At 65.7% G+C, this 20,967-nt stretch carries 23 protein-coding genes; 19 read left to right on the top strand and 4 right to left on the bottom strand.

Going from position 1 to position 20,967, the window contains the following annotated elements; all coding sequences use genetic code 11:
* Window positions 1–2 precede the first annotated feature (2 nt).
* The 3 genes from pgsA to NFC73_RS03300 all read left to right on the top strand — a co-directional run bounded on the left by pgsA (window position 3) and on the right by NFC73_RS03300 (window position 1,732).
* Window positions 3–638, top strand: coding sequence for a CDP-diacylglycerol--glycerol-3-phosphate 3-phosphatidyltransferase (gene pgsA, locus NFC73_RS03310; RefSeq protein ID WP_254747623.1), 636 nt, complete (start codon window positions 3–5; stop codon window positions 636–638).
* Window positions 639–647: 9 nt separating this feature from the next.
* The gene (locus NFC73_RS03305) at window positions 648–1,127 is read left to right on the top strand and encodes a CinA family protein (RefSeq protein WP_254747621.1); all 480 of its coding nucleotides are present in this window, start codon (window positions 648–650) and stop codon (window positions 1,125–1,127) included.
* Between the two features lie 152 nt (window positions 1,128–1,279).
* A complete protein-coding gene (locus NFC73_RS03300) occupies window positions 1,280–1,732 on the top strand; it encodes a helix-turn-helix domain-containing protein (protein ID WP_056342905.1) in 453 nt (150 codons plus the stop codon).
* Window positions 1,733–1,808: 76 nt separating this feature from the next.
* On the opposite strand, the gene NFC73_RS03295 is transcribed toward NFC73_RS03300, so the two are convergent.
* Window positions 1,809–2,378, bottom strand: a complete 570-nt coding sequence (locus NFC73_RS03295) for a MarR family winged helix-turn-helix transcriptional regulator (RefSeq protein ID WP_254747619.1) — start codon at window positions 2,376–2,378, stop codon at window positions 1,809–1,811.
* Window positions 2,379–2,419: 41 nt separating this feature from the next.
* Between NFC73_RS03295 and NFC73_RS03290 the strand changes: the two genes are divergently transcribed.
* From NFC73_RS03290 to dapF, 6 genes are all read left to right on the top strand, one after another.
* Complete coding sequence (locus tag NFC73_RS03290) at window positions 2,420–2,644, top strand: DUF3046 domain-containing protein (RefSeq protein ID WP_056343046.1); 225 nt, start codon at window positions 2,420–2,422, stop codon at window positions 2,642–2,644.
* Window positions 2,645–2,877: 233 nt separating this feature from the next.
* Window positions 2,878–3,936 carry a recombinase RecA gene (gene recA, locus NFC73_RS03285; RefSeq protein WP_056342912.1) on the top strand — a complete coding sequence of 353 codons (1,059 nt, stop codon included), beginning with the start codon at window positions 2,878–2,880 and terminating at the stop codon, window positions 3,934–3,936.
* A 199-nt stretch (window positions 3,937–4,135) separates the two neighbouring features.
* Window positions 4,136–4,639, top strand: coding sequence for a regulatory protein RecX (locus NFC73_RS03280; RefSeq protein WP_308292648.1), 504 nt, complete (start codon window positions 4,136–4,138; stop codon window positions 4,637–4,639).
* A 77-nt stretch (window positions 4,640–4,716) separates the two neighbouring features.
* Window positions 4,717–6,264: a tRNA (N6-isopentenyl adenosine(37)-C2)-methylthiotransferase MiaB gene (miaB, locus tag NFC73_RS03275; protein ID WP_254747616.1), complete on the top strand. Its 1,548-nt coding sequence runs from the start codon at window positions 4,717–4,719 to the stop codon at window positions 6,262–6,264.
* A gap of 3 nt (window positions 6,265–6,267) precedes the next feature.
* Complete coding sequence (gene miaA / locus NFC73_RS03270) at window positions 6,268–7,164, top strand: tRNA (adenosine(37)-N6)-dimethylallyltransferase MiaA (RefSeq protein WP_254747614.1); 897 nt, start codon at window positions 6,268–6,270, stop codon at window positions 7,162–7,164.
* A 9-nt stretch (window positions 7,165–7,173) separates the two neighbouring features.
* A complete protein-coding gene (gene dapF / locus NFC73_RS03265; RefSeq protein WP_254747612.1) occupies window positions 7,174–8,118 on the top strand; it encodes a diaminopimelate epimerase in 945 nt (314 codons plus the stop codon).
* On the opposite strand, the gene NFC73_RS03260 is transcribed toward dapF, so the two are convergent.
* Window positions 8,099–8,713 carry a class I SAM-dependent methyltransferase gene (locus NFC73_RS03260; RefSeq protein WP_254747611.1) on the bottom strand — a complete coding sequence of 205 codons (615 nt, stop codon included), beginning with the start codon at window positions 8,711–8,713 and terminating at the stop codon, window positions 8,099–8,101. The two genes, dapF and NFC73_RS03260, sit on opposite strands and share 20 nt — an antisense overlap.
* Window positions 8,714–9,154: 441 nt before the next feature.
* On the opposite strand from NFC73_RS03260, the gene hflX reads away from it, so the two are divergent.
* Entirely contained in the window at window positions 9,155–10,720 is a 1,566-nt protein-coding gene (gene hflX, locus NFC73_RS03255; RefSeq protein WP_141140032.1) for a GTPase HflX, read from the top strand.
* On the top strand, window positions 10,713–12,770 hold the full coding sequence (locus NFC73_RS03250; protein WP_254747610.1) for an ATP-dependent DNA helicase: 2,058 nt from the start codon (window positions 10,713–10,715) through the stop codon (window positions 12,768–12,770). Before hflX ends, NFC73_RS03250 begins: the two co-directional genes overlap by 8 nt.
* Window positions 12,771–12,781: 11 nt before the next feature.
* On the opposite strand, the gene lexA is transcribed toward NFC73_RS03250, so the two are convergent.
* Window positions 12,782–13,528: a transcriptional repressor LexA gene (gene lexA / locus NFC73_RS03245; RefSeq protein WP_254747609.1), complete on the bottom strand. Its 747-nt coding sequence runs from the start codon at window positions 13,526–13,528 to the stop codon at window positions 12,782–12,784.
* Window positions 13,529–13,877: 349 nt separating this feature from the next.
* Between lexA and NFC73_RS03240 the strand changes: the two genes are divergently transcribed.
* The 8 genes from NFC73_RS03240 (at window position 13,878) to NFC73_RS03205 (ending at window position 20,175) form a co-directional block, all read left to right on the top strand.
* A complete protein-coding gene (locus tag NFC73_RS03240; protein ID WP_254747608.1) occupies window positions 13,878–14,318 on the top strand; it encodes a LysM peptidoglycan-binding domain-containing protein in 441 nt (146 codons plus the stop codon).
* Between the two features lie 78 nt (window positions 14,319–14,396).
* Window positions 14,397–15,515, top strand: a complete 1,119-nt coding sequence (locus tag NFC73_RS03235) for a histidinol-phosphate transaminase (protein WP_254747607.1) — start codon at window positions 14,397–14,399, stop codon at window positions 15,513–15,515.
* Window positions 15,516–15,594: 79 nt separating this feature from the next.
* Window positions 15,595–16,221 carry an imidazoleglycerol-phosphate dehydratase HisB gene (gene hisB / locus NFC73_RS03230; RefSeq protein WP_254747606.1) on the top strand — a complete coding sequence of 209 codons (627 nt, stop codon included), beginning with the start codon at window positions 15,595–15,597 and terminating at the stop codon, window positions 16,219–16,221.
* Window positions 16,218–16,949: an imidazole glycerol phosphate synthase subunit HisH gene (hisH, locus tag NFC73_RS03225; RefSeq protein WP_254747605.1), complete on the top strand. Its 732-nt coding sequence runs from the start codon at window positions 16,218–16,220 to the stop codon at window positions 16,947–16,949. Before hisB ends, hisH begins: the two co-directional genes overlap by 4 nt.
* Window positions 16,950–17,108 (top strand): CG2302 family histidine operon protein, encoded by a 159-nt coding sequence (locus NFC73_RS03220; protein WP_254747604.1) that lies wholly within the window; start codon window positions 16,950–16,952, stop codon window positions 17,106–17,108.
* A gap of 57 nt (window positions 17,109–17,165) precedes the next feature.
* Window positions 17,166–17,912, top strand: coding sequence for a bifunctional 1-(5-phosphoribosyl)-5-((5-phosphoribosylamino)methylideneamino)imidazole-4-carboxamide isomerase/phosphoribosylanthranilate isomerase PriA (priA, locus tag NFC73_RS03215; RefSeq protein WP_254747603.1), 747 nt, complete (start codon window positions 17,166–17,168; stop codon window positions 17,910–17,912).
* Between the two features lie 9 nt (window positions 17,913–17,921).
* Window positions 17,922–18,818, top strand: a complete 897-nt coding sequence (locus tag NFC73_RS03210) for an SseB family protein (RefSeq protein WP_254747602.1) — start codon at window positions 17,922–17,924, stop codon at window positions 18,816–18,818.
* A 55-nt stretch (window positions 18,819–18,873) separates the two neighbouring features.
* Window positions 18,874–20,175: an MFS transporter gene (locus tag NFC73_RS03205; RefSeq protein ID WP_254747601.1), complete on the top strand. Its 1,302-nt coding sequence runs from the start codon at window positions 18,874–18,876 to the stop codon at window positions 20,173–20,175.
* Window positions 20,176–20,330: 155 nt separating this feature from the next.
* Here the strand turns inward: NFC73_RS03205 and NFC73_RS03200 are convergent, their stop codons facing one another.
* Window positions 20,331–20,717, bottom strand: coding sequence for a DUF1844 domain-containing protein (locus NFC73_RS03200; protein ID WP_141140039.1), 387 nt, complete (start codon window positions 20,715–20,717; stop codon window positions 20,331–20,333).
* Window positions 20,718–20,967: the final 250 nt, after the last annotated feature.

The following is a 20,967-nucleotide window of genomic DNA, read 5'->3' as shown; positions in this document are numbered from 1 at the left end:
GTGTGACTAGCACCGAAGCAACCGCCGCCGGCTCCAGCAGCCCAGGAATCTGGAATCTTCCCAACATCCTGACCATGCTGCGCATCGCCCTGGTGCCGTTCTTCGTCTGGTTCCTCCTCGCCGATGCCCCCGGGTTGGACAGCGAGTCAGGGCCGTGGCGTTGGGCCGCGGTGGTGGCGTTCGCCGTCGCCATCTACACCGACAAGCTCGACGGCGACATCGCCAGGAGCCGCGGCCTCGTCACCAATTTCGGCAAAATTGCCGACCCCATCGCCGACAAGCTCCTCATCGGCTCAGCCCTGGTGATGCTGTCCATCCTGAATGAACTGCCGTGGTGGGTCACCATCGTCATCCTCGTCAGGGAATGGGGCATCACAGCCCTTCGTTTCTTTGTTATCCGGTACGGTGTCATCCCGGCCTCGCGCGGGGGAAAGCTCAAGACGGTCGTTCAGACGGCCGCGATCTTCCTGTATCTCCTGCCGCTCGGCGCGCTGGCGCCGTGGCTTGTCTGGGTGGCTTTCGCCGTCATGATCGTGGCCGTACTGATCACGGTTTGGACCGGCGTCGAATACGTCATTGAAGCCCTGCGGATCCGTTCACAGGGCAAACAGGCCGGAAAAACTACAGCTGGCAACTAGGGAGCCGATGTGACCAACCTTCACCACCTGGCGGAACAGGCAGTCAAAAGTGCCCTGGAAATGGGCCGCACCGTCGCGACCGCGGAGTCGCTCACGGCGGGAATGGTCAGTGCCGTCCTCGCCGACACAGCCGGGGCCTCAGGCATGCTCCAAGGCGGTGTGGTGGCGTACCAGAACTCCGTCAAAGTGGACGTCCTGGGTGTTCCGGCAGAGCTGCTGGCCGCCGCCGGATCCGTTGACGGCGCCGTCGCAGCGGCCATGGCGGCCGGGGTCAGGACTGCACTGCGGGCTGATATCGGCATCGCCACCACGGGGGTAGCCGGCCCGGAGGAACATGACGGCAAAGCCGTGGGGACGGTGTTCGTCGGGATTGCCACGGCGGCCGGTGCGTCCTTCGTGGAGTACGGCTTCGCGGGTAACCGGGCAGAGATCCGCGGACAGGCTTGTGGCGCCGCGCTGGAAAGCCTGATCGCGGCCCTATCTTCCTGAAGCTACCGGGCGTAAAGTTGCCGGGAACAAATCCCGGTGTCCATTAGTTATTACATTGTGTCGCTTCCGGAGAGCGGAGGCGCCTAGGATGAATAAACCACCACGGTTCGCTCCACGGCGGACCGCACTTATGAGGGAGCAAGGCGATACAGATGGTAAAGCAGCCCGTATCCATAAACGGCGTTGTCCGCTGGAAGGATGTGGGCCTCGCCGATCAGGCCAAGAGCGAACAGAAGGAGCGCAAGATGGTTGTACTTCGTCACGAAATCGGTGATGTCCTGCGCGATGTACGCCAGCGCCAGGGACGCACGCTCCGCGAAGTTTCGCACAGTGCCCGTGTTTCCTTGGGCTACCTCAGCGAAGTAGAGCGCGGCCAGAAGGAAGCTTCATCAGAGCTCCTCTCCTCAATCTGCTCAGCCCTGGACGTGCCGCTGTCCAGCATGCTCAGGGAAGTCAGCGACCGTGTCGCCGTCGCCGAGGGTGTTGCCGTTCCGGACACCGTTCCCCAGGAATTCTCACAGCGCTACGGCCGCGACCTTGATCGCGATCTGAACGCTGAACTCAACAACGAACTGTCCAAGGGCCTGCTTTCCGGCGCACGGTAAGCCGTCCGCAGGAACCAGACAGGAAGTACAGCAAAGCCTCCGGCCATTGGCCGGAGGCTTTGCTGCGTGTGGCGGCTTATTTTGCCGTGTCGCCGGCGGACGGGTCCTTCGCGAAACCGTCGAGTTCAAAGAGCGAGTTGAGCTTGGCCATGTACTCGGCGAGGGTCTGCAGTTCCCCGACCGGCCACTCACCGAGCCGCTCACGGAAATCCTGGCGGCGCGCATCCTGGACCTGATGCATCTTTTCCTCGCCCTTTTCGGTGAGGCGGATCGACTGCGCCCTTCCGTCCAGGGGGTCAGCTTCCTTGAACACCAGCCCGATGCTTTCCAGGAAAGCGATCTGGCGGCTGACGGATGGCTTGCCCACTCCGATGTTCAGGGCAAGATCCGTCAACCGGATGGGCCCCTCGCGCCGGATGACCGAAAGCAGGCCGTAGGCCGCCGGTTCCATGTCCGGGTGCACCTGCCGCGAGAGCTGATGGGACACCGACCGGGCACGCCGCCAAAAGAGACTGATTTGGTCTTCCACAGTGTTCAGGGCCTCATCGACGGTGTCCTTGTCGTCACCTGCCCCCGCAGGGGACGTCGCCGGAAGGCCGGTTTCGGGAAGGCCTGTCGCAGGAGGGCCGTCGGCAGAGTTGCTCATGGCAACAATTCTAGGGTCCGGGACCGTGAGAGACTCTATTGGTGCGGATCAGTGACTATTGGCGGCTTATGGACGACGAATTCGGGGCTGGCTACTCCCGGGTCTTGAGCAGCACCCTGGTCCTGGCCGGGGCCGGCGGGCGAACCGCCGACCAGGCCCTCGCCGCCGGAATGAGCCCCCGGCAGGTGTGGCTGGCCATCTGCGATGTCCAGGATGTGCCGCCGGAGCGGCGCCTGGGACGCGACGTCAAACCCCTGCGCGACTGACGCCGCCACCAACCGGACAGCGTTCCCCAGGCCCACGTGCGCCCTTTCCGCGCTGACACGCCGCCGGATCTGTTCGAATACCTGTTCGGGTAAAGCTATGCTTTTCGTAGTGGGTTATCCACATAGGCGATGTCATCCGGCCAGAATGTCAGCGGGTGCCATTAGCGTCAGAGATGACCAAGAAACGGCCGCTGAGGCCACTCCAAAGCGAGAAAGCATTAGAGGTGTGAACCATGGCGGCAGCCCCGGATCGTCAAAAGGCGCTCGACGCAGCGCTGGCACAGATCGACAAGCAGTTCGGCAAGGGCTCGGTCATGCGGCTGGGCGATGAAGTCCGTGCCCCCATCGAAGTCATCCCCACCGGATCCATCGCGTTGGACGTGGCCTTGGGAATTGGCGGCCTGCCCCGCGGCCGCGTGGTGGAGATCTACGGCCCGGAATCTTCGGGTAAGACCACCGTGGCCCTGCACGCCGTTGCCAACGCGCAGCGCCTGGGCGGCATTGCCGCCTTCATCGATGCCGAGCACGCCCTGGACCCCGAGTACGCCGCCAGGCTGGGCGTGGATACGGACGCCCTCCTGGTCTCGCAGCCGGATACCGGCGAGCAGGCCCTGGAAATCATGGACATGCTCATCGGCTCCGGCTCGCTGGACGTCATCGTCATCGACTCCGTTGCTGCCCTGGTGCCGCGCGCGGAAATCGAGGGCGACATGGGCGACAGCCACGTGGGTCTGCAGGCCCGCCTCATGAGCCAGGCGCTGCGTAAGATCACCGGCCGCCTGAGCCAGACCAAAACCACCGCCATCTTCATCAACCAGCTCCGTGAAAAGATCGGCGTGTTCTTCGGCTCCCCGGAGACCACCACCGGCGGTAAGGCCCTGAAGTTCTACGCGTCCATCCGCATCGACGTCCGTCGGATCCAGACGCTCAAGGAAGGTGCCGACTCCGTCGGTAACCGCACCAAGGCCAAGATCGTCAAGAACAAGATGGCCCCGCCCTTCAAGATCGCCGAATTCGACATCATCTATGGCCAGGGCATCTCCCGCGAGGGCGGCATCATCGACATGGGTGTTGAGCACGGCATCATCAAGAAGTCGGGCTCGTGGTTCACATACGACGGCGACCAGCTGGGCCAGGGCATGGAGAACTCCCGCCGGTTCCTGCGCGACAACCCCGAGCTGGCGACCGAACTGGAGCGCCTCATCAAGGAGAAGCTTGGTGTCGGGGTAGTCAAACCCGCCGAAGCCGATGCCAAAGACACACCGAAGCTGAAGGCTGTTGACGGCTTCTAGGGACGCCCCTGACGTGACGCCCGGGCAGAGCGCCGGATGGCGTGCGGTCGGGCCAGACGCCGGGCAGGACGCCGGATCGGGGCGACGGCAGCGGAGACGGGGCGGACGCCCCAGCTTCGGGCCGGACGGACCCGATCCGGATGCTGCCATCGCCGGAGACGCAGAAGCAAACCCAGACGCCGAACCGGACCCCGCATCCGTGGCGCGGGCCATCGTGCTCCGGCAGCTGACCAGTTCGGCCAAGAGCCGGCTGCAGCTGTCGCGGAAACTGGCCGAGCGGAACATTCCGGAGGATGTGGCGGAAACCGTCCTGGACCGTTTCCAGGAGGTCCGCCTCATTGACGACGCCGAGTTCGCCGACATGTGGGTGCGCAGCAGATCGCAGTCGCGGAAGCTCGCCAAAGGGGCGCTCCGGCGCGAGCTGGCGGACAAGGGGATTGACGCAGACACCGCTTCCGCCGCGCTGGAACAGCTTTCCGACGCGGACGAGGAAGTATCGGCCCGGCTCCTGGTGGAGCGCAAGCTCCGGGCAGGCACGGATTTGTCGGACCGCGCCGAGCGGGACAAGATCACGCGGCGGCTGGCGTCAATGCTTGCCCGCAAGGGCTACCAGCCGTCGCAGGCGTTCCGGATCGTCGGCGAGGTGCTCGACGCACATGCGGAGACCCGGACACACCCACCGGATGGCCTGCTGGATCCATAGGCCCGCCGTAACGGCGCCCCCGCCGATACGGCAACCTGGGCGATCCCGCAACCGTAGCGACCCGGTACCCTTAACAGGTGAGTTTGACCATTCCTTCCCCCGCATCCGGTACCGCCCCGTCAGCCGACCCAGCCCTCCAGCAGCCCCGTACCTATCAGGTACGCACCTTCGGCTGCCAGATGAACGTGCATGATTCGGAGCGGATGGCCGGCATGCTCGAAGACGCGGGCTACGTACCGGCAAGCGGTGAGCAGGCCGACGTCGTGGTGTTCAACACCTGCGCCGTCCGGGAAAACGCGGACAACAAGCTCTACGGCAACCTAGGCATGCTGGCGCCCGTCAAGGCCGCCAACCCGGGTATGCAGATCGCCGTGGGAGGCTGCCTGGCCCAGAAGGACCGCGAGACCATCCTCAAGAAGGCCCCCTGGGTGGACGCTGTCTTCGGCACCCACAACGTCGGCGCCCTCCCGGCACTGTTGGACCGGGCCCGGCACAACAACGAAGCCCAGCTGGAGATCCTCGAATCCCTGGACGTCTTCCCCTCCACGCTGCCCACCAAGCGTGACTCGGTCTATTCCGGCTGGGTTTCCATCTCGGTCGGCTGCAACAACACCTGCACGTTCTGCATCGTCCCGGCCCTGCGCGGGAAGGAAAAGGACCGCCGCCCGGGCGACATCCTGGCTGAAATCCAGGCCCTGGTCGATGACGGCGCCATCGAAGTCACCCTGCTGGGTCAGAACGTGAACTCTTACGGTGTGGAGTTCGGCGACCGGCAGGCGTTCTCCAAACTCCTGCGCGCGTGCGGCGAAATCAAAGGCCTGGAACGGGTCCGCTTCACCAGCCCCCACCCCGCCGCCTTCACCGACGATGTCATAGACGCCATGGCCGAAACCCCCAACGTGATGCCGCAGCTGCACATGCCGCTGCAGTCCGGGTCCGACAAAGTCCTGAAGGACATGAAACGGTCCTACCGCTCCACCAAGTTTTTGGGCATCCTGGACAAGGTCCGCGAGAAGATCCCACACGCCGCCATCTCCACCGACATCATTGTCGGCTTCCCCGGCGAAACCGAGGAAGACTTCCAGGCCACCCTTGACGTTGTGGAGCAGTCGCGCTTCGCCACCGCCTTCACCTTCCAGTACTCGAAGCGTCCGGGTACTCCCGCCGCAGACTTGCCGGACCAGCTTCCCAAGGCCGTGGTCCAGGAGAGGTTTGAACGCCTGACCGCACTGCAGGACAGGATCGCCGCCGAGGAAAACGCCACGCAGCTTGGCCGCCGGGTAGAGGTGATGGTCACCGCCCACTCAGGGCGCAAGTCGGAAGAAACCCACAGGCTGTCGGGCCGGTCCCAGGACCAGCGGCTGGTGCACTTCTCCGTTCCCGAGGGGGCAGAGGTGCCGCGTCCGGGTGACCTGGTCACCGTCACCATCACCGAAGCCGCAGCCTTCCACCTCGTAGCCGACCCGTCGTTGCAGGACTACAGCCTGCGGCGCTCCCGCGCGGGGGACGCCTGGGACAGGTCCCAGGCAGACTCGTGCGGCGCTCCCGTGCCGGCTGCCGCAGGCGGCGCCGGCCGCACCGGAGTCTCGCTGGGGATGCCCACGCTGCCGGTACGGAGCCGCTGACCGGTGGTCCAGCCCCCGGTTATTGCTGTTGTTGGACCCACCGGGTCAGGTAAGTCCGATCTGGCCGTGAACCTTGCCCTGGAGCTGGACGGCGAGGTCATCAATGCCGACGCCATGCAGTTCTATCGCGGGATGGACATAGGCACCGCCAAGATCACGCCGGCAGAGCGCAGGGGCGTTCCCCACCACCTTCTGGACATCCTCGACGTCACGGAGGAGGCCAGCGTTTCAGACTTCCAGCAGCAGGCCCGGAGCATCGTCAGCGATATCCATGCGCGCGGCAAGCGAGCCATTCTGGCGGGCGGATCGGGTCTCTACGTGCGGGCCGCCCTCGACGTCCTCGAATTCCCCGGCACGGATCCTGTCCTCCGGCAGCGGCTCGAGGCTGAGCTCGATGAAGCCGGCCAGGATGCCCTCTTGGCACGGCTCCGGGACGTGGACCCGGTGTCAGCGGGCCGTGTCTCCGATGCTCGCCGGATCATCAGGGCGCTCGAAGTCCATGAGCTCACCGGCCGGCCCTTCAGTTCCTTTATGCCCCAGCGGGAGTATTTCCAGCCTGCCGTCCAGATCGGCCTGGCCGTGGACCGAGACGTCCTCCGGGAACGGTTGGCACTGCGGGTCCACAGCATGGTGGACCAGGGTCTGCTGGGGGAAGTGCGCCGGCTGGACACGGCCGGTCTCCGCGGCGGCAAAACTGCGCCGCGGGCCCTCGGCTATGCCCAGTTCCTGAAAGTGCTCGACGGCGGCTCGACAGTTGCCGAGGCAGCCGAGGACACCATTGTGGCCACCCGGCAGTTCGCCAGGCGCCAGCTCACGTGGTTCCGCGCCGATCCCCGCATCACCTGGCTGGACTGGCAGGCGCCGGACCTTGCGGCCCAGGCCGTGGCTCTCAGCCGGTAATCTAGGACGATGGACGCAACTCCCGCAGAGACCACAGAGCCCGTCTTCCACACGTTGGGTGGACTCCGCTTCTCCAAAGGACACGGCACCGGCAACGACTTTGTGCTGGTCGCCGACCCCGACGGCGTCCACACCATCGATGCCGGCCAGGTTGCCGCGCTCTGCGACCGTCACCGCGGGATCGGCGGCGACGGGCTGATCCGGGCCGTCCCCTCCCGGTACCTCTCCGAAGGCCGCGAGCTGCTGCTGAGCAGCCCCGAGGCTGAATGGTTCATGGACTACCGCAACGGCGACGGGTCGCTCTCGGAAATGTGCGGCAACGGGGTCCGCGTATTTGTGCACTTCCTGCGCGCCGAGGGCTTGGTTGACCTGCCCGACGGCGGCGCACTCACCATCGGGACGCGCGGCGGCGTCAAGACAGTGGTCCGGACAGGGGACAGCTACGCGGTGGACATGGGGCCGTGGGAATTCATTTTCCCCGGCGACGCGACCGCGAAAGCCATGGACTCGCTGGTAACCGCAGACGGCCTGGAAGTGCCCCGCCCGGCCCTGTCAGTGAGCATGGGCAACCCGCACACCGTGGTTGCGCTGGCTGAACTGTCCGAATTGGAAGCCACCAGGCTCTACACTGCCCCGAAGGTCGATCCTGTGCCGGCCAATGGAACCAACGTTGAATTCGTCGTGCCTGCCGAACCGCTGGTCCACAACGGGATCGGCACCGTCACCATGCGCGTCCATGAGCGGGGTGTGGGCGAGACTCAGTCCTGTGGAACAGGCGCGTGCGCCGCCGCAGTGGCCATCCGGCACTGGGCCGGGGCGGAAGCGCCGGACTCCTGGCAGGTCAACGTCCCGGGCGGCGTCGTCGGGGTCAAGTTCTTCGCCGGGGCGGGCGGGCACGAGCACGTCGAGCTCAGCGGGCCCGCCGTAATTGTGGCTACTGGGACGCTTTCCTGACCCGAAGGATGCGGAAGGACTTGGACGTGGACTCCCGGCTCACGGCGAAGGATGCATCCAGTTCCGTCGCGAGCCAGCGCTGAAGCGAATCCGAGCCCAGGTTTTTTTGGACCACCAGCCACGCGGAACCGCCCGGCGCCAGCCGGGGCAGCCACAGCTTCAGGAGGCTGTGGAGTTCATCCTTGCCGATCCGGATGGGCGGATTGGACCAGATCGTGTCAAAGCTCAGGTCCGGGTCCACCGCCTCCGGAGTGCTGGCCAGCACGTTGCCCAGGCCCAGCAGGGCCGCATTCTCGTTGGTCAGCGTGATGCAGCGTTCATTGACGTCCACGGCGTAGACCTTGGCGTGTGGCGCCCGCAATGCGAGGGTCAGGGCAATCGGCCCCCAGCCGCAGCCGATGTCAAGGAGGTTGCCTGTGGGGGCCGGGGCCGGGACCTCGGCCAGGAGCACCGCCGTCCCCTTGTCGATGCCGTCGGGGCTGAAGATGCCGCCGGACGTCTGCAGCTTGCGCGTCTCGCCGGCCAGTTCCACGGTGAGCGGCTTGCGGGTGAACGGCCCGGCGGGCGATGCGCTGAAATAGTGTGCGGACTCCATAACTGGCCAGATTAGTTGGCCGGGGTGGACAATGCGAAACCGTAGGCACCGCTTCTGCTAATCTTGAACCCATGTTCTTGATCTTCGAGTAGCCGGCACGGCCGGTGTCCTCCCGGACGCCGCTTGTTCCGAAGCCGTGCCCCGCAGCGATGCAGGTATTAACCTTCCGCAAATGCGCCGCATGCCAGGTCTTCCGTACCTGTTGTGCCGCCGGGCAATACTCGAGCGATCTGCCGCAGCCGGTCCCTTGCTGTTTTGCCCGCGCCTTTCCACCACTCCATGCATCCCCGGATGCAAAGACTCCCTGCGCGGCCCGGTCCCGGCCGCCGCCCAGCAGACCAGGAGGCCCGGATGACTGCAAGCCGTCAGCCCAGCGCGAATACTTCACCACTGAACAACGATCGGCACTATTCTGAAAATGCCGAAACTTCAAAGGAGACCATGACCAGCCAGCCCAACACCGGTTCAGATCCAGCAGCCCAGGACATGAGTCCCGAGGAGATCCAAGCTGTCATCGACCGGATTCTCGCCAAGGACGTACCGGCCAGGAACGTCACCGCCGCAGACGGTGACAAGGGCGTGTTCGGCAGGGCCCAGGCGATCTCCCGCTTGGACGACGAACACACCAGCTACGACGGCGACCAACAGGACCGGGAGGAACGCCGGGCGCTGAAGCGCGTGGCCGGGCTGTCCACCGAACTCGAAGACGTCACCGAGGTCGAATACCGGCAACTGCGGCTCGAACGTGTGGTCCTGGCCGGGCTATGGTCCGAAGGCACGTTGGCGGACGCGGAGAATTCCCTGCGTGAGCTCGCCGCCCTCGCCGAAACAGCAGGCTCGGAAGTCCTGGACGGGATGGTGCAGCGCCGTGCCAAACCGGACCCGGGCACGTTCCTGGGTTCCGGAAAGGCCCTCGAGCTCAAGGAAATCGTGATGGCCACCGGGGCTGACACCGTTGTGGTGGATGCCGAACTGGCACCATCCCAGAGGCGAAGCCTCGAGGACATTGTCAAGGTCAAGGTCATTGACCGCACTGCCCTGATCCTGGACATTTTTGCCCAGCATGCCAAGAGCCGTGAAGGCAAGGCCCAAGTGGAGTTGGCGCAGCTCGAATACCTCCTGCCACGCCTGCGTGGCTGGGGTGAATCGATGTCCCGCCAGGCCGGTGGCCAGGTGGGCGGCGCCGGCGCCGGCATGGGTTCGCGCGGACCCGGTGAAACAAAAATCGAACTGGACCGCCGCCGGATCCGGACCCGCATGGCCAAGCTGCGGCGCGAGATCGCGGCCATGAAGCCGGCACGGGAGACCAAGCGGGCCAATCGCCGTCGTAATTCAGTGCCTTCCGTTGCGATTGCCGGGTACACCAACGCCGGGAAGTCATCGCTGCTGAACAGGCTGACCGACGCCGGCGTGCTGGTGGAGAACGCGCTCTTCGCCACCCTGGATCCCACCGTGCGAAAGGCCGAGACCTCCGACGGCCTCGGGTACACCCTGGCGGACACCGTGGGTTTTGTCCGGTCGCTACCCACCCAGTTGGTGGAGGCTTTCCGCTCCACGTTGGAGGAAGTGGCTGACGCGGATCTGATCCTGCATGTGGTGGACGTGTCCCACCCGGACCCCGAGGGCCAGATTGCTGCGGTCCGCAAAGTCTTCAGCGAAGTGGATGCCCGCAAGGTGCCCGAGATCATTGTCCTGAACAAGGCCGATGCCGCGGATCCGTTCGTGGTGGAGCGCCTCAAGCAGCGCGAACCGCGCCACGTAGTGGTCTCGGCCCGCACCGGCCAGGGGATCGCCGAACTGCTGCGGGCCATCAGTGACGGGATTCCGCGGCCCGGCGTGAAGCTGGAGCTCCTGATTCCCTACGACCGCGGTGACCTGATCAGCAAACTGCACGAGACCGATGCCGAGATCCTGAGCCTGGATCACGGCGAGCACGGTACCCGCGCTTTGGTGATGGTGCGTGAGGGCCTTGCGGCTGAACTGGAATCCTTCATCAACCATGACTGAGGTTGCGGCGGGGGAAGTCAAAGGTACGGCCGGCGAGCAGTTCGTGATCGAACTGCTCGACCGCGCCGTGGCCGGCATGGGCGGTCAAAGCCGCAGCGGGCAGCACGAGATGGCCAGGCAGGTGGCCAAGGCCATCGAAACCGGCGACCACCTCCTGGTTCAGGCCGGAACGGGGACCGGAAAGTCCCTGGCCTACCTCATTCCGCTCATTGCGCACTCGCTCGTGAGCAACAAGCCCACCCTGGTGTCAACGGCCACGCTTGCGCTGCAGACCCAGATTGTGGGCCGCGACCTTCCCCGGTTGCTGAAGACCATCACCCCTGCCCTGGACCGCCCTGTCAAGGTGGCCCTGGTCAAGGGCCGCTCCAACTATGTCTGCCAGCACAAGCTCGAAGGCGGGTTCCCTTCCGAGGAACCCGCAGAGGGCCAGCTGTTCTCCCTCGGCGAAGACACCAGCGTCCCGCATTTCGCCGCTGCCCTGGGCGGGCCGTCGTCCCAGCTGGGCAAGGAAGTGGTGCGCCTGCGCGAGTGGGCGGAGAAGACCACCACGGGCGACCGTGACGAACTGCTTCCCGGCGTTACTGACCGGGCCTGGCGGCAGGTTTCGGTGACGTCCATGGAATGCCTGGGGGCCCAGAAATGCCCCATGGCAGCCGAATGCTTCAGCGAACTGGCGCGCCACGACGCCGCCGAGGCCGACGTTGTGGTCACCAACCATGCCATGCTCGCCGTCAGCGCCTTCGAAGGCCTGGCCGTGCTTCCTGAATACGACGTTGTGGTGGTGGACGAGGCCCACGAACTGCAGGACCGGGTCACCGGTGCGGTGTCGGGGCAACTCTCCGTGGCAATGGTCCACGCTGCGGCGTCGGGCGCGCGGAAACACACGGCCATCACTGTGGATGCCCTCAACGCAGCCGCCGCCAACCTGGAACTCGCCCTGGCCGGCGTGCCCAACGGGCTGCTCCCGAACGGCCTCAACGACGAACAGCTGGATTGTGTGGACCAGTTGCGTGAGGCCTGCCGCGCTGCACTGTCCGATTCCAAGGGGGACGGCAGCCAATCGGCGGACGGCGGGCGGCAGCTCGCGCGCTCACGCCTGATGCTGATCCTCGAACTGTGCGAGCGGCTGATCGTGGCCCGTGAAAACCGCGAAGTGGTGTGGTTTTCCCGCGCAAGTTCCTTCGATCCGCAACAGGGCTATGCGCAGCCCGACGAGTCTGCGCCGGTCCTGGTCAACATCGCGCCGCTTAGCGTTGCCGGCAAGCTCCGCGAGGGGCTGTTCGCCGGCCACACCGTTGTCCTGACGTCGGCAACCCTGGCCATCGGCTCAGCCTTTGAACCGACCGCCGGCGGCTTGGGACTGGTGGGGGAGGGTGCGCCCAACTGGAGCGGGATCGATGTCGGATCGCCCTTTGACTATCCCAAACAGGGGATCCTTTATGTCGCAGGCCACCTTCCCAAGCCGGGCCGCGGGGCCTCGCAGGAGGCCCTTGATGAACTTGAGGCGCTGATCCGCGCGTCCGGCGGCGGCGCCCTGTGTCTGTTTTCGTCCCGCCGAGCCGCAGAGGAAGCCGCAGAAGCGATGCGTCCCCGGCTTGGCCTCAGCATTCTCTGCCAGGGCGACTCCACCATGACGGCCCTCGTGAAGCAGTTCGCGGACGAGCCCGATACCTGCCTGTTCGGCACCATGTCCCTGTGGCAGGGCGTTGATGTTCCGGGTGGATCATGCCGGCTGGTGGTGATCGACCGCATCCCGTTCCCGCGGCCGGACGACCCGCTGATGACCGCACGGTCCCGCGCCGTTGCGCAGGCCGGCGGAAACGGCTTTATGGCGGTATCGGCGACCCACGCGGCCATCCGCTTGGCCCAGGGCGCGGGAAGGCTGATCCGTTCCACCGGAGACAAAGGTGTGGTGGCAGTGCTTGATTCCCGGCTTGCCACCGAGCGCTACGCCGGATTCCTCCGCGCCGCTTTGCCGCCGTTCTGGCCCACCACGGACCGCAAGACGGCATTCGCCGCCCTGGAAAGGCTGGCCGGGAAGGGCGCCTGACTGCGCAGGTCCTATAGCGACCGCAGGACCGAGACGACCTTGCCCATGATGGTGGCGTGATCGCCCAGGATGGGCTCGTACTGGGTGTTCTGCGGCAACAGCCACGTGTGGCCGTCGCGCTGGCGGAAGGTCTTGACGGTGGCTTCGTCGTCCAGCAGGGCCGCGACAATATCGCCGTTGGAGGCGTCTGCCTGCCGGCGGACCACTACCCAGTCGCCGTCGCAGATGGCAGCATCCACCATCGAATCGCCGGCCACGCGCAGCATAAACAGCTCACCCTGGCCCACCAGCTGCCGGGGCAGGGGCATGACGTCTTCCACCACCTGGTCAGCCAGGATGGGCCCGCCGGCCGCGATCCGGCCCACCAACGGCACCATCGCGGTGTCCATGGCAGAGGGAAGTTCGGTGACCGTCCCGCCGATGCCGTGCAGGACTGAGGGCTTGGTTGTCCCGTTCGACTTAGCGGACCCGCCGTCAAGCGTCAACGGCATCAGGACTTCCATGGCCCGCGGACGCTTGGGGTCCCGGCGCAAGTACCCCAGCTTCTCCAGTTGCGAGAGCTGGTGGGTCACGCTCGACAAACTCGCCAAGCCCACGGTGTCACCGATTTCACGCATCGACGGCGGATAGCCGTTGTCATTCACCGAGCGCTGGATGGTTTCAAGGATCTTCTTTTGGCGGGCGGTGAGCCCCTTGGGGGTTCGTGGGGGCTGGCGGCGCTGCGGTGTCGCCTTGCCCTCGGCGGCTGGTGCTGCCATGTTCGCCAATGCCTTTCGGTTGCCCGGCTCCGCTCCGGCCTCTGGTGCCTGGAACGCCCCGGGGCTGGTGTCGGAGTTGATTGTCAGACCCTGCTGATCAACTACAGAGGTGGTTGTTCTTTGATCCAAACGTAGGCCAGCCACAGGGCTTTTTCAAACATTTGTTCTAGCGAGTCTCGACAATATTCGTTGATAAGTGCTAAAAATGAAGAAGCAAAGTTCGAACATGTGTTCTACTCGTTGCTTGCGGATTCGAATATTCGAATTTATGGACGGCTCAGGCCGGTGCCGGCAAGTGGACGCGGAGGGCGCGCCGGGCAGCACAGTATGGTCCAGGAGGGCTCATTTCATGTCAGCTATATCCGCTTCGCAGGACTCGCGTCCGCAGTTCATTTCCGTGCAGGACCTCACCTCGCGGCAGTGGTCCGCACCCGTTTCGACGTCGGATTCGGCCCCAAGGCAGCGCAGGGAAGCGTTACCGCCGCTACGCCTGACCCGCAGGGGCCGGGTAGTCCTCATCGGCATCCCGCTGGTGATTCTTGCCGCAATCCTGCTTTCCCTTGCAGGTTTCCTCAACGCCCCGGCAAAGGCCGCCGATTCTGCCGCGGACCTGTCACTAACGCCAACAGTTTCGGTCACGGTGCAGGCCGGCCAGTCACTCTGGGCCATTGCCGGCACGGTGGCGCCCGAGCGTGATCCCCGTGATGTCATTGCGGATATTGCCCAGTTGAACAACCTTTCCGCCGGCGGCGTTGTCCCCGGACAGCAACTCTTCGTCCCCACCAGGTAATGAGCCTGCGGGCTCGGGTGTGTGCCGCCGCAGGCCGTCACATTTTCCGGCCGTCTGCTTCGGACCTAAACTGTTCAGGTGAATGACCAGCTAGAGCGTCTGAACAGACTTCCCCTCCGGACCAACCTCCGCGGACTGACCCCGTACGGTGCCCCGCAGCTGGATGTACCTATCCTGCTGAACGTCAACGAAAACACCCATGGCGTCCCGGCGGACGTACGGGCCGCGATCAGCGTGGCCGTGACGGAAGCCGCGGCGGGCCTCAACCGCTACCCGGACCGTGAGTTCACCGAACTCCGGGAAGCGCTGGCCGAGTATCTCGGGCACGGTCTGGATGCCACCAACATCTGGGCGGCCAACGGGTCCAACGAGGTCCTCCAGCAGATTCTCCAGGCATTCGGCGGGCCCGGGCGCACGGCCCTGGGATTCCCGCCCACGTACTCCATGTATCCGCTCCTGGCCAGCGGCACGGACACCGGGTACATCGTCGGGCAACGGGCAGACGATTACGGGCTCAGTGCCGAATCGGCCGCGTTGCAGGTCAAAGAACTTCAGCCCAACATCGTTTTCCTCTGCTCGCCGAACAATCCCACCGGCACGGGGCTGGGCCTGGACGTTGTGGAGGCCGTGTACGAGGCTGGCAAGGCCAGCCAGACCATCGTCATCGTTGACGAGGCGTACCACGAGTTCGCCCATGACGGAACGCCCAGCGCCCTTACGTTGCTGCCCGGCCGGGAGCGCCTCATTGTGTCCCGCACTATGAGCAAGGCGTTCGCCCTTGCGGGCGCCCGCCTGGGCTATATGGCCGCCGCTCCTGAAGTCACGGACGCATTGCGCCTGGTGCGGCTGCCGTACCACCTTTCGGCCATCACCCAGGCAACAGCCCTCGCCGCCCTGCAGCACCGCACTGCGCTGATGGCCGACGTCGAGGACATCAAGGAGCAGCGCGACCGCATCGTCTCGGAACTCACGCGCCTGGGCCTCAAGCCTGCCGCCTCCGATTCGAACTATGTCTTCTTCGGCGGCCTCGACAGCCCGCATGACGTCTGGCAGCGGCTGCTGGACGACGGCGTGCTGATCCGCGATGTCGGCATCCCCGGCCACCTGCGAGTCACGGCGGGAACTGAGACGGAGACCACAGCCTTCCTGACGTCGCTGGAACGCATCCTGGCCAGCCAGGCCAGGCTGCCCGCCTAAACTTGAGGTATCGGCGCCGCCGCGCCGGCACATCTCCTTCGCTTTCGCACCACTGACTTCACCCAAAGGACAAATGACCATGAGCTTCACCGGATCGAACGCTGCCGGGCCCCGGACCGCACGCATGGAGCGTGCCACCAGTGAATCGTCAGTGCTCGTGGAGATTAACCTCGACGGCACCGGCGTTTCGGACATCGACACGTCTGTCCCGTTCTACGACCACATGCTGACGGCGCTCTGCAAGCACTCGCTCATTGACATGACGGTCAAAGCCACCGGTGACACCCACATTGACGTCCACCACACGGTGGAGGACGTCGCCATCACGTTCGGTGAAGTCCTGCGCACTGCCTTGGGAAACAAGGCCGGGATCCGCAGGTTCGGCGAGGCCACCGTGCCCCTCGACGAAGCCCTGGCGCATGCCGTCGTCGACGTCTCCGGCCGCCCCTACCTGGTGCACGGCGGAGAGCCTGCCGGGCAGGAGTACCACTTGATCGGCGGCCACTTCACGGGGTCATTGACCCGCCACGTCTTTGAAGCCATCACGCTTCATGCCGGCATCTGCCTTCACATGAACGTCATCGCGGGCCGCGACCCGCACCACATTGTGGAAGCGCAGTTCAAGGCCTTCGCCCGCGCCCTGCGTGCTGCGGTAGAGCCCGATCCCCGCGTGGAGGGAATCCCCTCCACCAAGGGTGCCCTGTGAGCGGCCAAATCCTCCGGGACGGTGCCGTCATCGATCCGGCCGCCGGTAAGAAGCCCGTATCACCCGAAGGCAAGCCCACAGTCACTGTCCTGGACTATGGTTCGGGAAACGTCCGGTCTGCCGTGCGCGCCCTGGAGCGGGCAGGAGCCGAGGTCATCCTCAGCTCCAAGCCGGAGGACGTGCTTAATGCCGACGGCCTGGTAGTACCCGGCGTCGGCGCGTTCGAGACTGTCATGCGCGAGCTCAAGGCCGTGGACGGCATCCGGCTGATCGGCCGGCGCGTGGCCGGGGGCAGGCCGGTCCTGGCAATCTGCGTGGGCCTGCAGGTCCTGTTCGAGGCCGGAGTGGAGCACGGGACAGAAGCTGAAGGCATGGGGGAGTGGCCGGGCAAGGTGGAACTCCTTCCCGCCGAAGTGGTGCCACACATGGGCTGGAACACGGTTGACGTTCCGGAAGGATCCAAACTCTTCGCCGGCGTCGCGGACCAGCGCTTCTACTTCGTCCACTCCTATGGTGTCCAGGACTGGAGCTTCGACGTGATCCAGCCGCGGATGACCGCGCCGCTGGTGACCTGGTCAGAGCATGGCGCGCGCTTTATCGCCGCAGTGGAGAACGGACCGCTCTGCGCTACCCAGTTCCACCCGGAAAAATCCGGCGACGCCGGTGCACGGCTGCTGCGCAACTGGGTGGACGGCCTTCGCAAGCCAGCTGCCACGGACGCCGCCTAGATGTGGTCGATTGTCCTGATGGGCCTGGCCGGCCTGTTGGTGGGCGGCGCACTGTCCTTCCGGCAGCAGCACAAACCGCTCTGGACCCAGGTGGGCTTCTGCGTCCTGGCCGGCATGGCGCTGCTGGCCGCGTACCTGCTGACGCTTCCTGGAACCTAGCCCAGGCAACCCCTAGTTCCGCCTCCACCAGCAACCCACCACCCAAAAGGATTTGAGATGACCACCGCAACCGATCTGCCGGTTCTTGAACTGCTGCCCGCCGTCGACGTCGTAAACGGACAGGCCGTGCGGCTGGTCCAGGGGGAGGCCGGCAGCGAGACGAGCTACGGCACGCCGCTGGAGGCAGCCCTCAACTGGCAGGAGCAGGGCGCCGAATGGGTACACCTGGTGGACCTCGACGCCGCGTTCGGCCGTGGCTCAAACGCCGAGCTGCTCCGTGAAGTGGTGGGCCGGCTCGATATCAAGGTGGAGCTGTCCGGCGGACTCAGGGACGACGAATCCCTCGAAGCGGCGCTGGCCCTCGGCGTCGCCCGCGTCAACCTCGGCACAGCCGCCCTGGAAAACCCCGAGTGGACCCGCAGTGCCATCGACCGCTTTGGCGACAGGATCGCCGTCGGCCTCGACGTCCGCGGAACCACGCTGGCAGGCCGCGGCTGGACCAAAGAAGGCGGCGACCTCTGGGAGGTCCTGGGCCGGCTCGAAGAAGCCGGGTGCTCCCGGTACGTTGTCACTGACGTCACGAAAGACGGAACACTGCAAGGCCCCAACGTTGAACTCCTGCGCCGGATGGTGGAGAAGACCGGCAAACCGGTGGTCGCCTCCGGCGGCATCTCCAGCCTGGACGACCTGAAAGTCCTGCGCTCCCTGGTGCCGCTGGGCGTGGAAGGCGCGATCGTGGGCAAGGCGCTTTACGCCGGTGCCTTCACGCTCCCCGAAGCCCTCGACGTCGCCGGACGCCGCTAGGCAGTTTCCGTGGACAGCACGCACAACGCCGACCCGGCAGCGGAATCGCCGCCGGCCCGTCATCTGCCCGGACACATTGCGGCGGCTCTGGCGGGCGCGGGCGGCCGTACTGACTCGGCCGGCCAGCCGTGGGAAGGCCGGAGCCTCGCCGGGGACGACGCCAGGATCCACAACTTCGAGGACGACGACGGAACGGCCGACGCCGGCTACCTCGCCGCCGTCGCGGCCCTGGTTGACGGCAACGGCGACGAAACGGCTGTGGTGGCCTCGCTGGCCACTGCCCGGGTCTTTATCCCGATCATCGCCCAGCTCGGCGAGGAAGCGGCCGGCGTCGACGGCCTGACGTCGGACAAGCAGGCGGACATGGCGCTGGTCACCCTGAAGGCCGCCGACGGCCGGACGGCCATGCCGGCCTTTAGCTCTGCGGATGCCTTGGCTGCCTGGCATCCCGAAGCCCGGCCTGTGGCGGTATACGCTGCCCGGGCCGCCCTCTCGGCCGTGGCCGAGGGCGCCGAGTTACTGGTGCTCGATCCGGGCTCGGAGGTCACGTTCGTGGTCCGGCGGCCCGCCGTCTGGGCGCTGGCCCAACAACGGGAGTGGATCCCTTCGTACACAGACGCGGCGTTGGCAGCCGAGATGGCTGAGGTGACGGCCGCCTTCCCTGTGGTCCGCAAGATTGCCCTCCTTCCGGGTTCCGGCGTCGCCGTCCTCACCGGGGCCGGTGCCACGCTCTCCGGGGGCGGTGCCGGGCCGGAACTTCAGGTGCTGCTCCACCTTGAGGATGGGTTGGACGCTCCGGCAGTCCAGGAGCTGGTGTCCGGCCTCCAGCAGGCGTGGTCCCGGAATGTATTGTTTGGAGAGCGTGTTGACTCGATCGAAATCAAGTTGCGGCGCGCAGCACAATAGCTGACGGTTGGCGCGGAGATCCCGGGCTGCCGCGGGCTGACCCAAAGGATTTTCCGTGAACTTCGCTCTTTACCGGGAGCTGCTGGCCCACCGGCCCATCCGGCGGCTGCTGCTGGTCGGCATGATCGCCCGCATCCCCCACTCCGCGGCAGGCCTGCTGCTGACCCTGCATATCGTGCTGACCCTGGACCAGGGGTACGCAGCAGCCGGCGCCGCAGCGGCTGTTATGACCATCGGCATTGCCGTTGGCGCACCATGGCGCGGCAGGCGCGTGGACACTGTTGGCCTGCGCCGGGCGCTGATTCCGTCAGTGGTGTCAGAGGCCGTCATCTGGTCCATGGTGCCGCACGTGTCCTACCAGTGGCTGCTTCCGCTGGTGTTCGTCGGCGGCCTGCTGACGTTGCCGATCTTCAGTGTGATCCGCCAGTCCCTGGGCGTCCTCGCGGACGGCGACCAGCGGCGGACCGCTTTTGCGCTGGACTCGATCGCCACGGAGATGGTGTTTATGATCGGGCCTGCCGCCGGCGCCGTTGTGGCCACCAGCGGCTTCACCGTTCTGGGACTCACCGTGGTGGGCGTTTCGACGTCACTGGCCGGATTGTTCCTTATGTGGTTCAACCCGCCCACCCGATCGGCCTCGCAGACTGAGGAGTGCCAGGCCGACCAGCGCCACGCCGCGGAAGTGGCTGTGGTTTCCGCCGCACCGGCACACCTCCAGGAAGCAGCGGCAGACCTCGCCCCGGCCGGGGCGGAACGCACCCGCAGCGGGCCGACGGGGCTGCGCGGCAAGGTGGCCCACAACTTCGCCTGGCTCACGGCCACCGTAGTGGCCGTATTCGCAGTGGCGGCCGGAACCGGCATGGTGCTCAGCGGCACGGACGTGGGCATTGTTGCTGCCTTGGAAACAGGCGGGCACCAGGGCGAAATTGGCATCGTGTTCCTCTTTTGGTGCGCCGCATCGGTGGTCGGCGGACTGGTCTACGGGGCCATGCACCGTCCAGTTTCGCCGATCCTCCTGCTGCTGGGGATGGCGGCCCTGACTATCCCGATGGGCTTCGCCCAGGACACGTGGACGCTGGCCTTCGTCTCGATCCTTCCGGGCCTGTTGTGCGCCCCCGTCCTGTCGGCCGCCTCCGAACATGTGGCAGACCTGGTGGCGGAGGACCGCCGCGGCGAGGCAATGGGCTGGTACGGCTCTGCGCTGACTGCCGGGGTGGCGCTCGGGGCGCCCCTTGCCGGGATTTTCATCGACGGGATGGGACCATCCGGCGGATTTGTTTCCGTGGGTGTGGCCGGCGTTCTGCTCTGCCTGGTGGGACTGCTGCTCCAGGCCCGCCGCCGCCGCGCTGCCGTCTGACGTCGGCCTCCGGAGTTTTTGTCCAGATATTCCGCCTGACAGGTGCGGAAGTCCCGTTATCCGGACAAAAACAAAGTGAAACACGACGGCGGCGGAGGGTCCGTGTGGACCGTCCGCCGCCGTCGTCGTACTTTGTGAAGTTTGCTGTTCTGGGTCTAGTTGACGGCGCCGGTGTACTTCTCGCCCGGGCCCTTGCCCGGGGCATCCGGGATGATGGACTCCTCGCGGAACGCGAGCTGCAGGGAACGCAGGCCATCGCGCAACGGGCCGGCGTGCTGGGATCCGATTTCGGGGGCCGCTGAGGTCACGAGTCCGGCAAGGGCGGTGATGAGCTTGCGGGCCTCATCCAGATCCTTGAGTTCCTCTGCGTTGTCCTCGGCGGCGAGGCCCAGCTTGACCGCTGCCGCGCTCATCAGGTGCACGGCGGCGGTGGTGATGACCTCGATGGCCGGCACCTCCGAGATATCGCGGATTTGCTGGGTCACGTCAGCCTTGGCGTCCGAGGCCTCGAAAACGTGTGAATTACTGTCTGGGGTGCTCATACTGGTAAGCTTGTCACAGACCGACTGGATGTCGTTATTTTGCTGTGGAAGGTCCCACCAACGCTTAGCTGCGTTAGGCGGGATTTGTTCTGTAGAATGGCATGCAGTTTGCAAGCGGAGTACTCTCCCACCCGCGTCAGCCGTTTTCCCACCGGAAGCAATTCCGCCAGGAACCAAGGTTGCCGGGTACCGGTCGGACAGTTCCGTCAGGCGTTGAGCCTGGGGAAGTGCGCACAGCCTTTACGGAGGA

Source organism: Pseudarthrobacter humi (genome assembly GCF_024294965.1).
GTDB classification, from domain to species: Bacteria; Actinomycetota; Actinomycetes; order Actinomycetales; family Micrococcaceae; genus Arthrobacter; species Arthrobacter humi.
Note: the sequence above shows the minus strand (reverse complement) of the source record. Positions and strands in the feature narration are given on the sequence as shown.

Coding starts and splice junctions, on each gene's coding strand:
- priA (WP_254747603.1), top strand. CDS start 17,166: ATGACCACCGCAACCGATCTGCCGGTTCTTGAACTGCTGCCCGCCGTC.
- NFC73_RS03260 (WP_254747611.1), bottom strand. CDS start 8,713: ATGGAGTCCGCACACTATTTCAGCGCATCGCCCGCCGGGCCGTTCACC.
- hflX (WP_141140032.1), top strand. CDS start 9,155: ATGACCAGCCAGCCCAACACCGGTTCAGATCCAGCAGCCCAGGACATG.
- NFC73_RS03240 (WP_254747608.1), top strand. CDS start 13,878: ATGTCAGCTATATCCGCTTCGCAGGACTCGCGTCCGCAGTTCATTTCC.
- NFC73_RS03200 (WP_141140039.1), bottom strand. CDS start 20,717: ATGAGCACCCCAGACAGTAATTCACACGTTTTCGAGGCCTCGGACGCC.
- NFC73_RS03295 (WP_254747619.1), bottom strand. CDS start 2,378: ATGAGCAACTCTGCCGACGGCCCTCCTGCGACAGGCCTTCCCGAAACC.
- hisB (WP_254747606.1), top strand. CDS start 15,595: ATGAGCTTCACCGGATCGAACGCTGCCGGGCCCCGGACCGCACGCATG.
- recA (WP_056342912.1), top strand. CDS start 2,878: ATGGCGGCAGCCCCGGATCGTCAAAAGGCGCTCGACGCAGCGCTGGCA.
- NFC73_RS03250 (WP_254747610.1), top strand. CDS start 10,713: ATGACTGAGGTTGCGGCGGGGGAAGTCAAAGGTACGGCCGGCGAGCAG.
- NFC73_RS03220 (WP_254747604.1), top strand. CDS start 16,950: ATGTGGTCGATTGTCCTGATGGGCCTGGCCGGCCTGTTGGTGGGCGGC.
- lexA (WP_254747609.1), bottom strand. CDS start 13,528: ATGGCAGCACCAGCCGCCGAGGGCAAGGCGACACCGCAGCGCCGCCAG.
- NFC73_RS03300 (WP_056342905.1), top strand. CDS start 1,280: ATGGTAAAGCAGCCCGTATCCATAAACGGCGTTGTCCGCTGGAAGGAT.
- dapF (WP_254747612.1), top strand. CDS start 7,174: ATGGACGCAACTCCCGCAGAGACCACAGAGCCCGTCTTCCACACGTTG.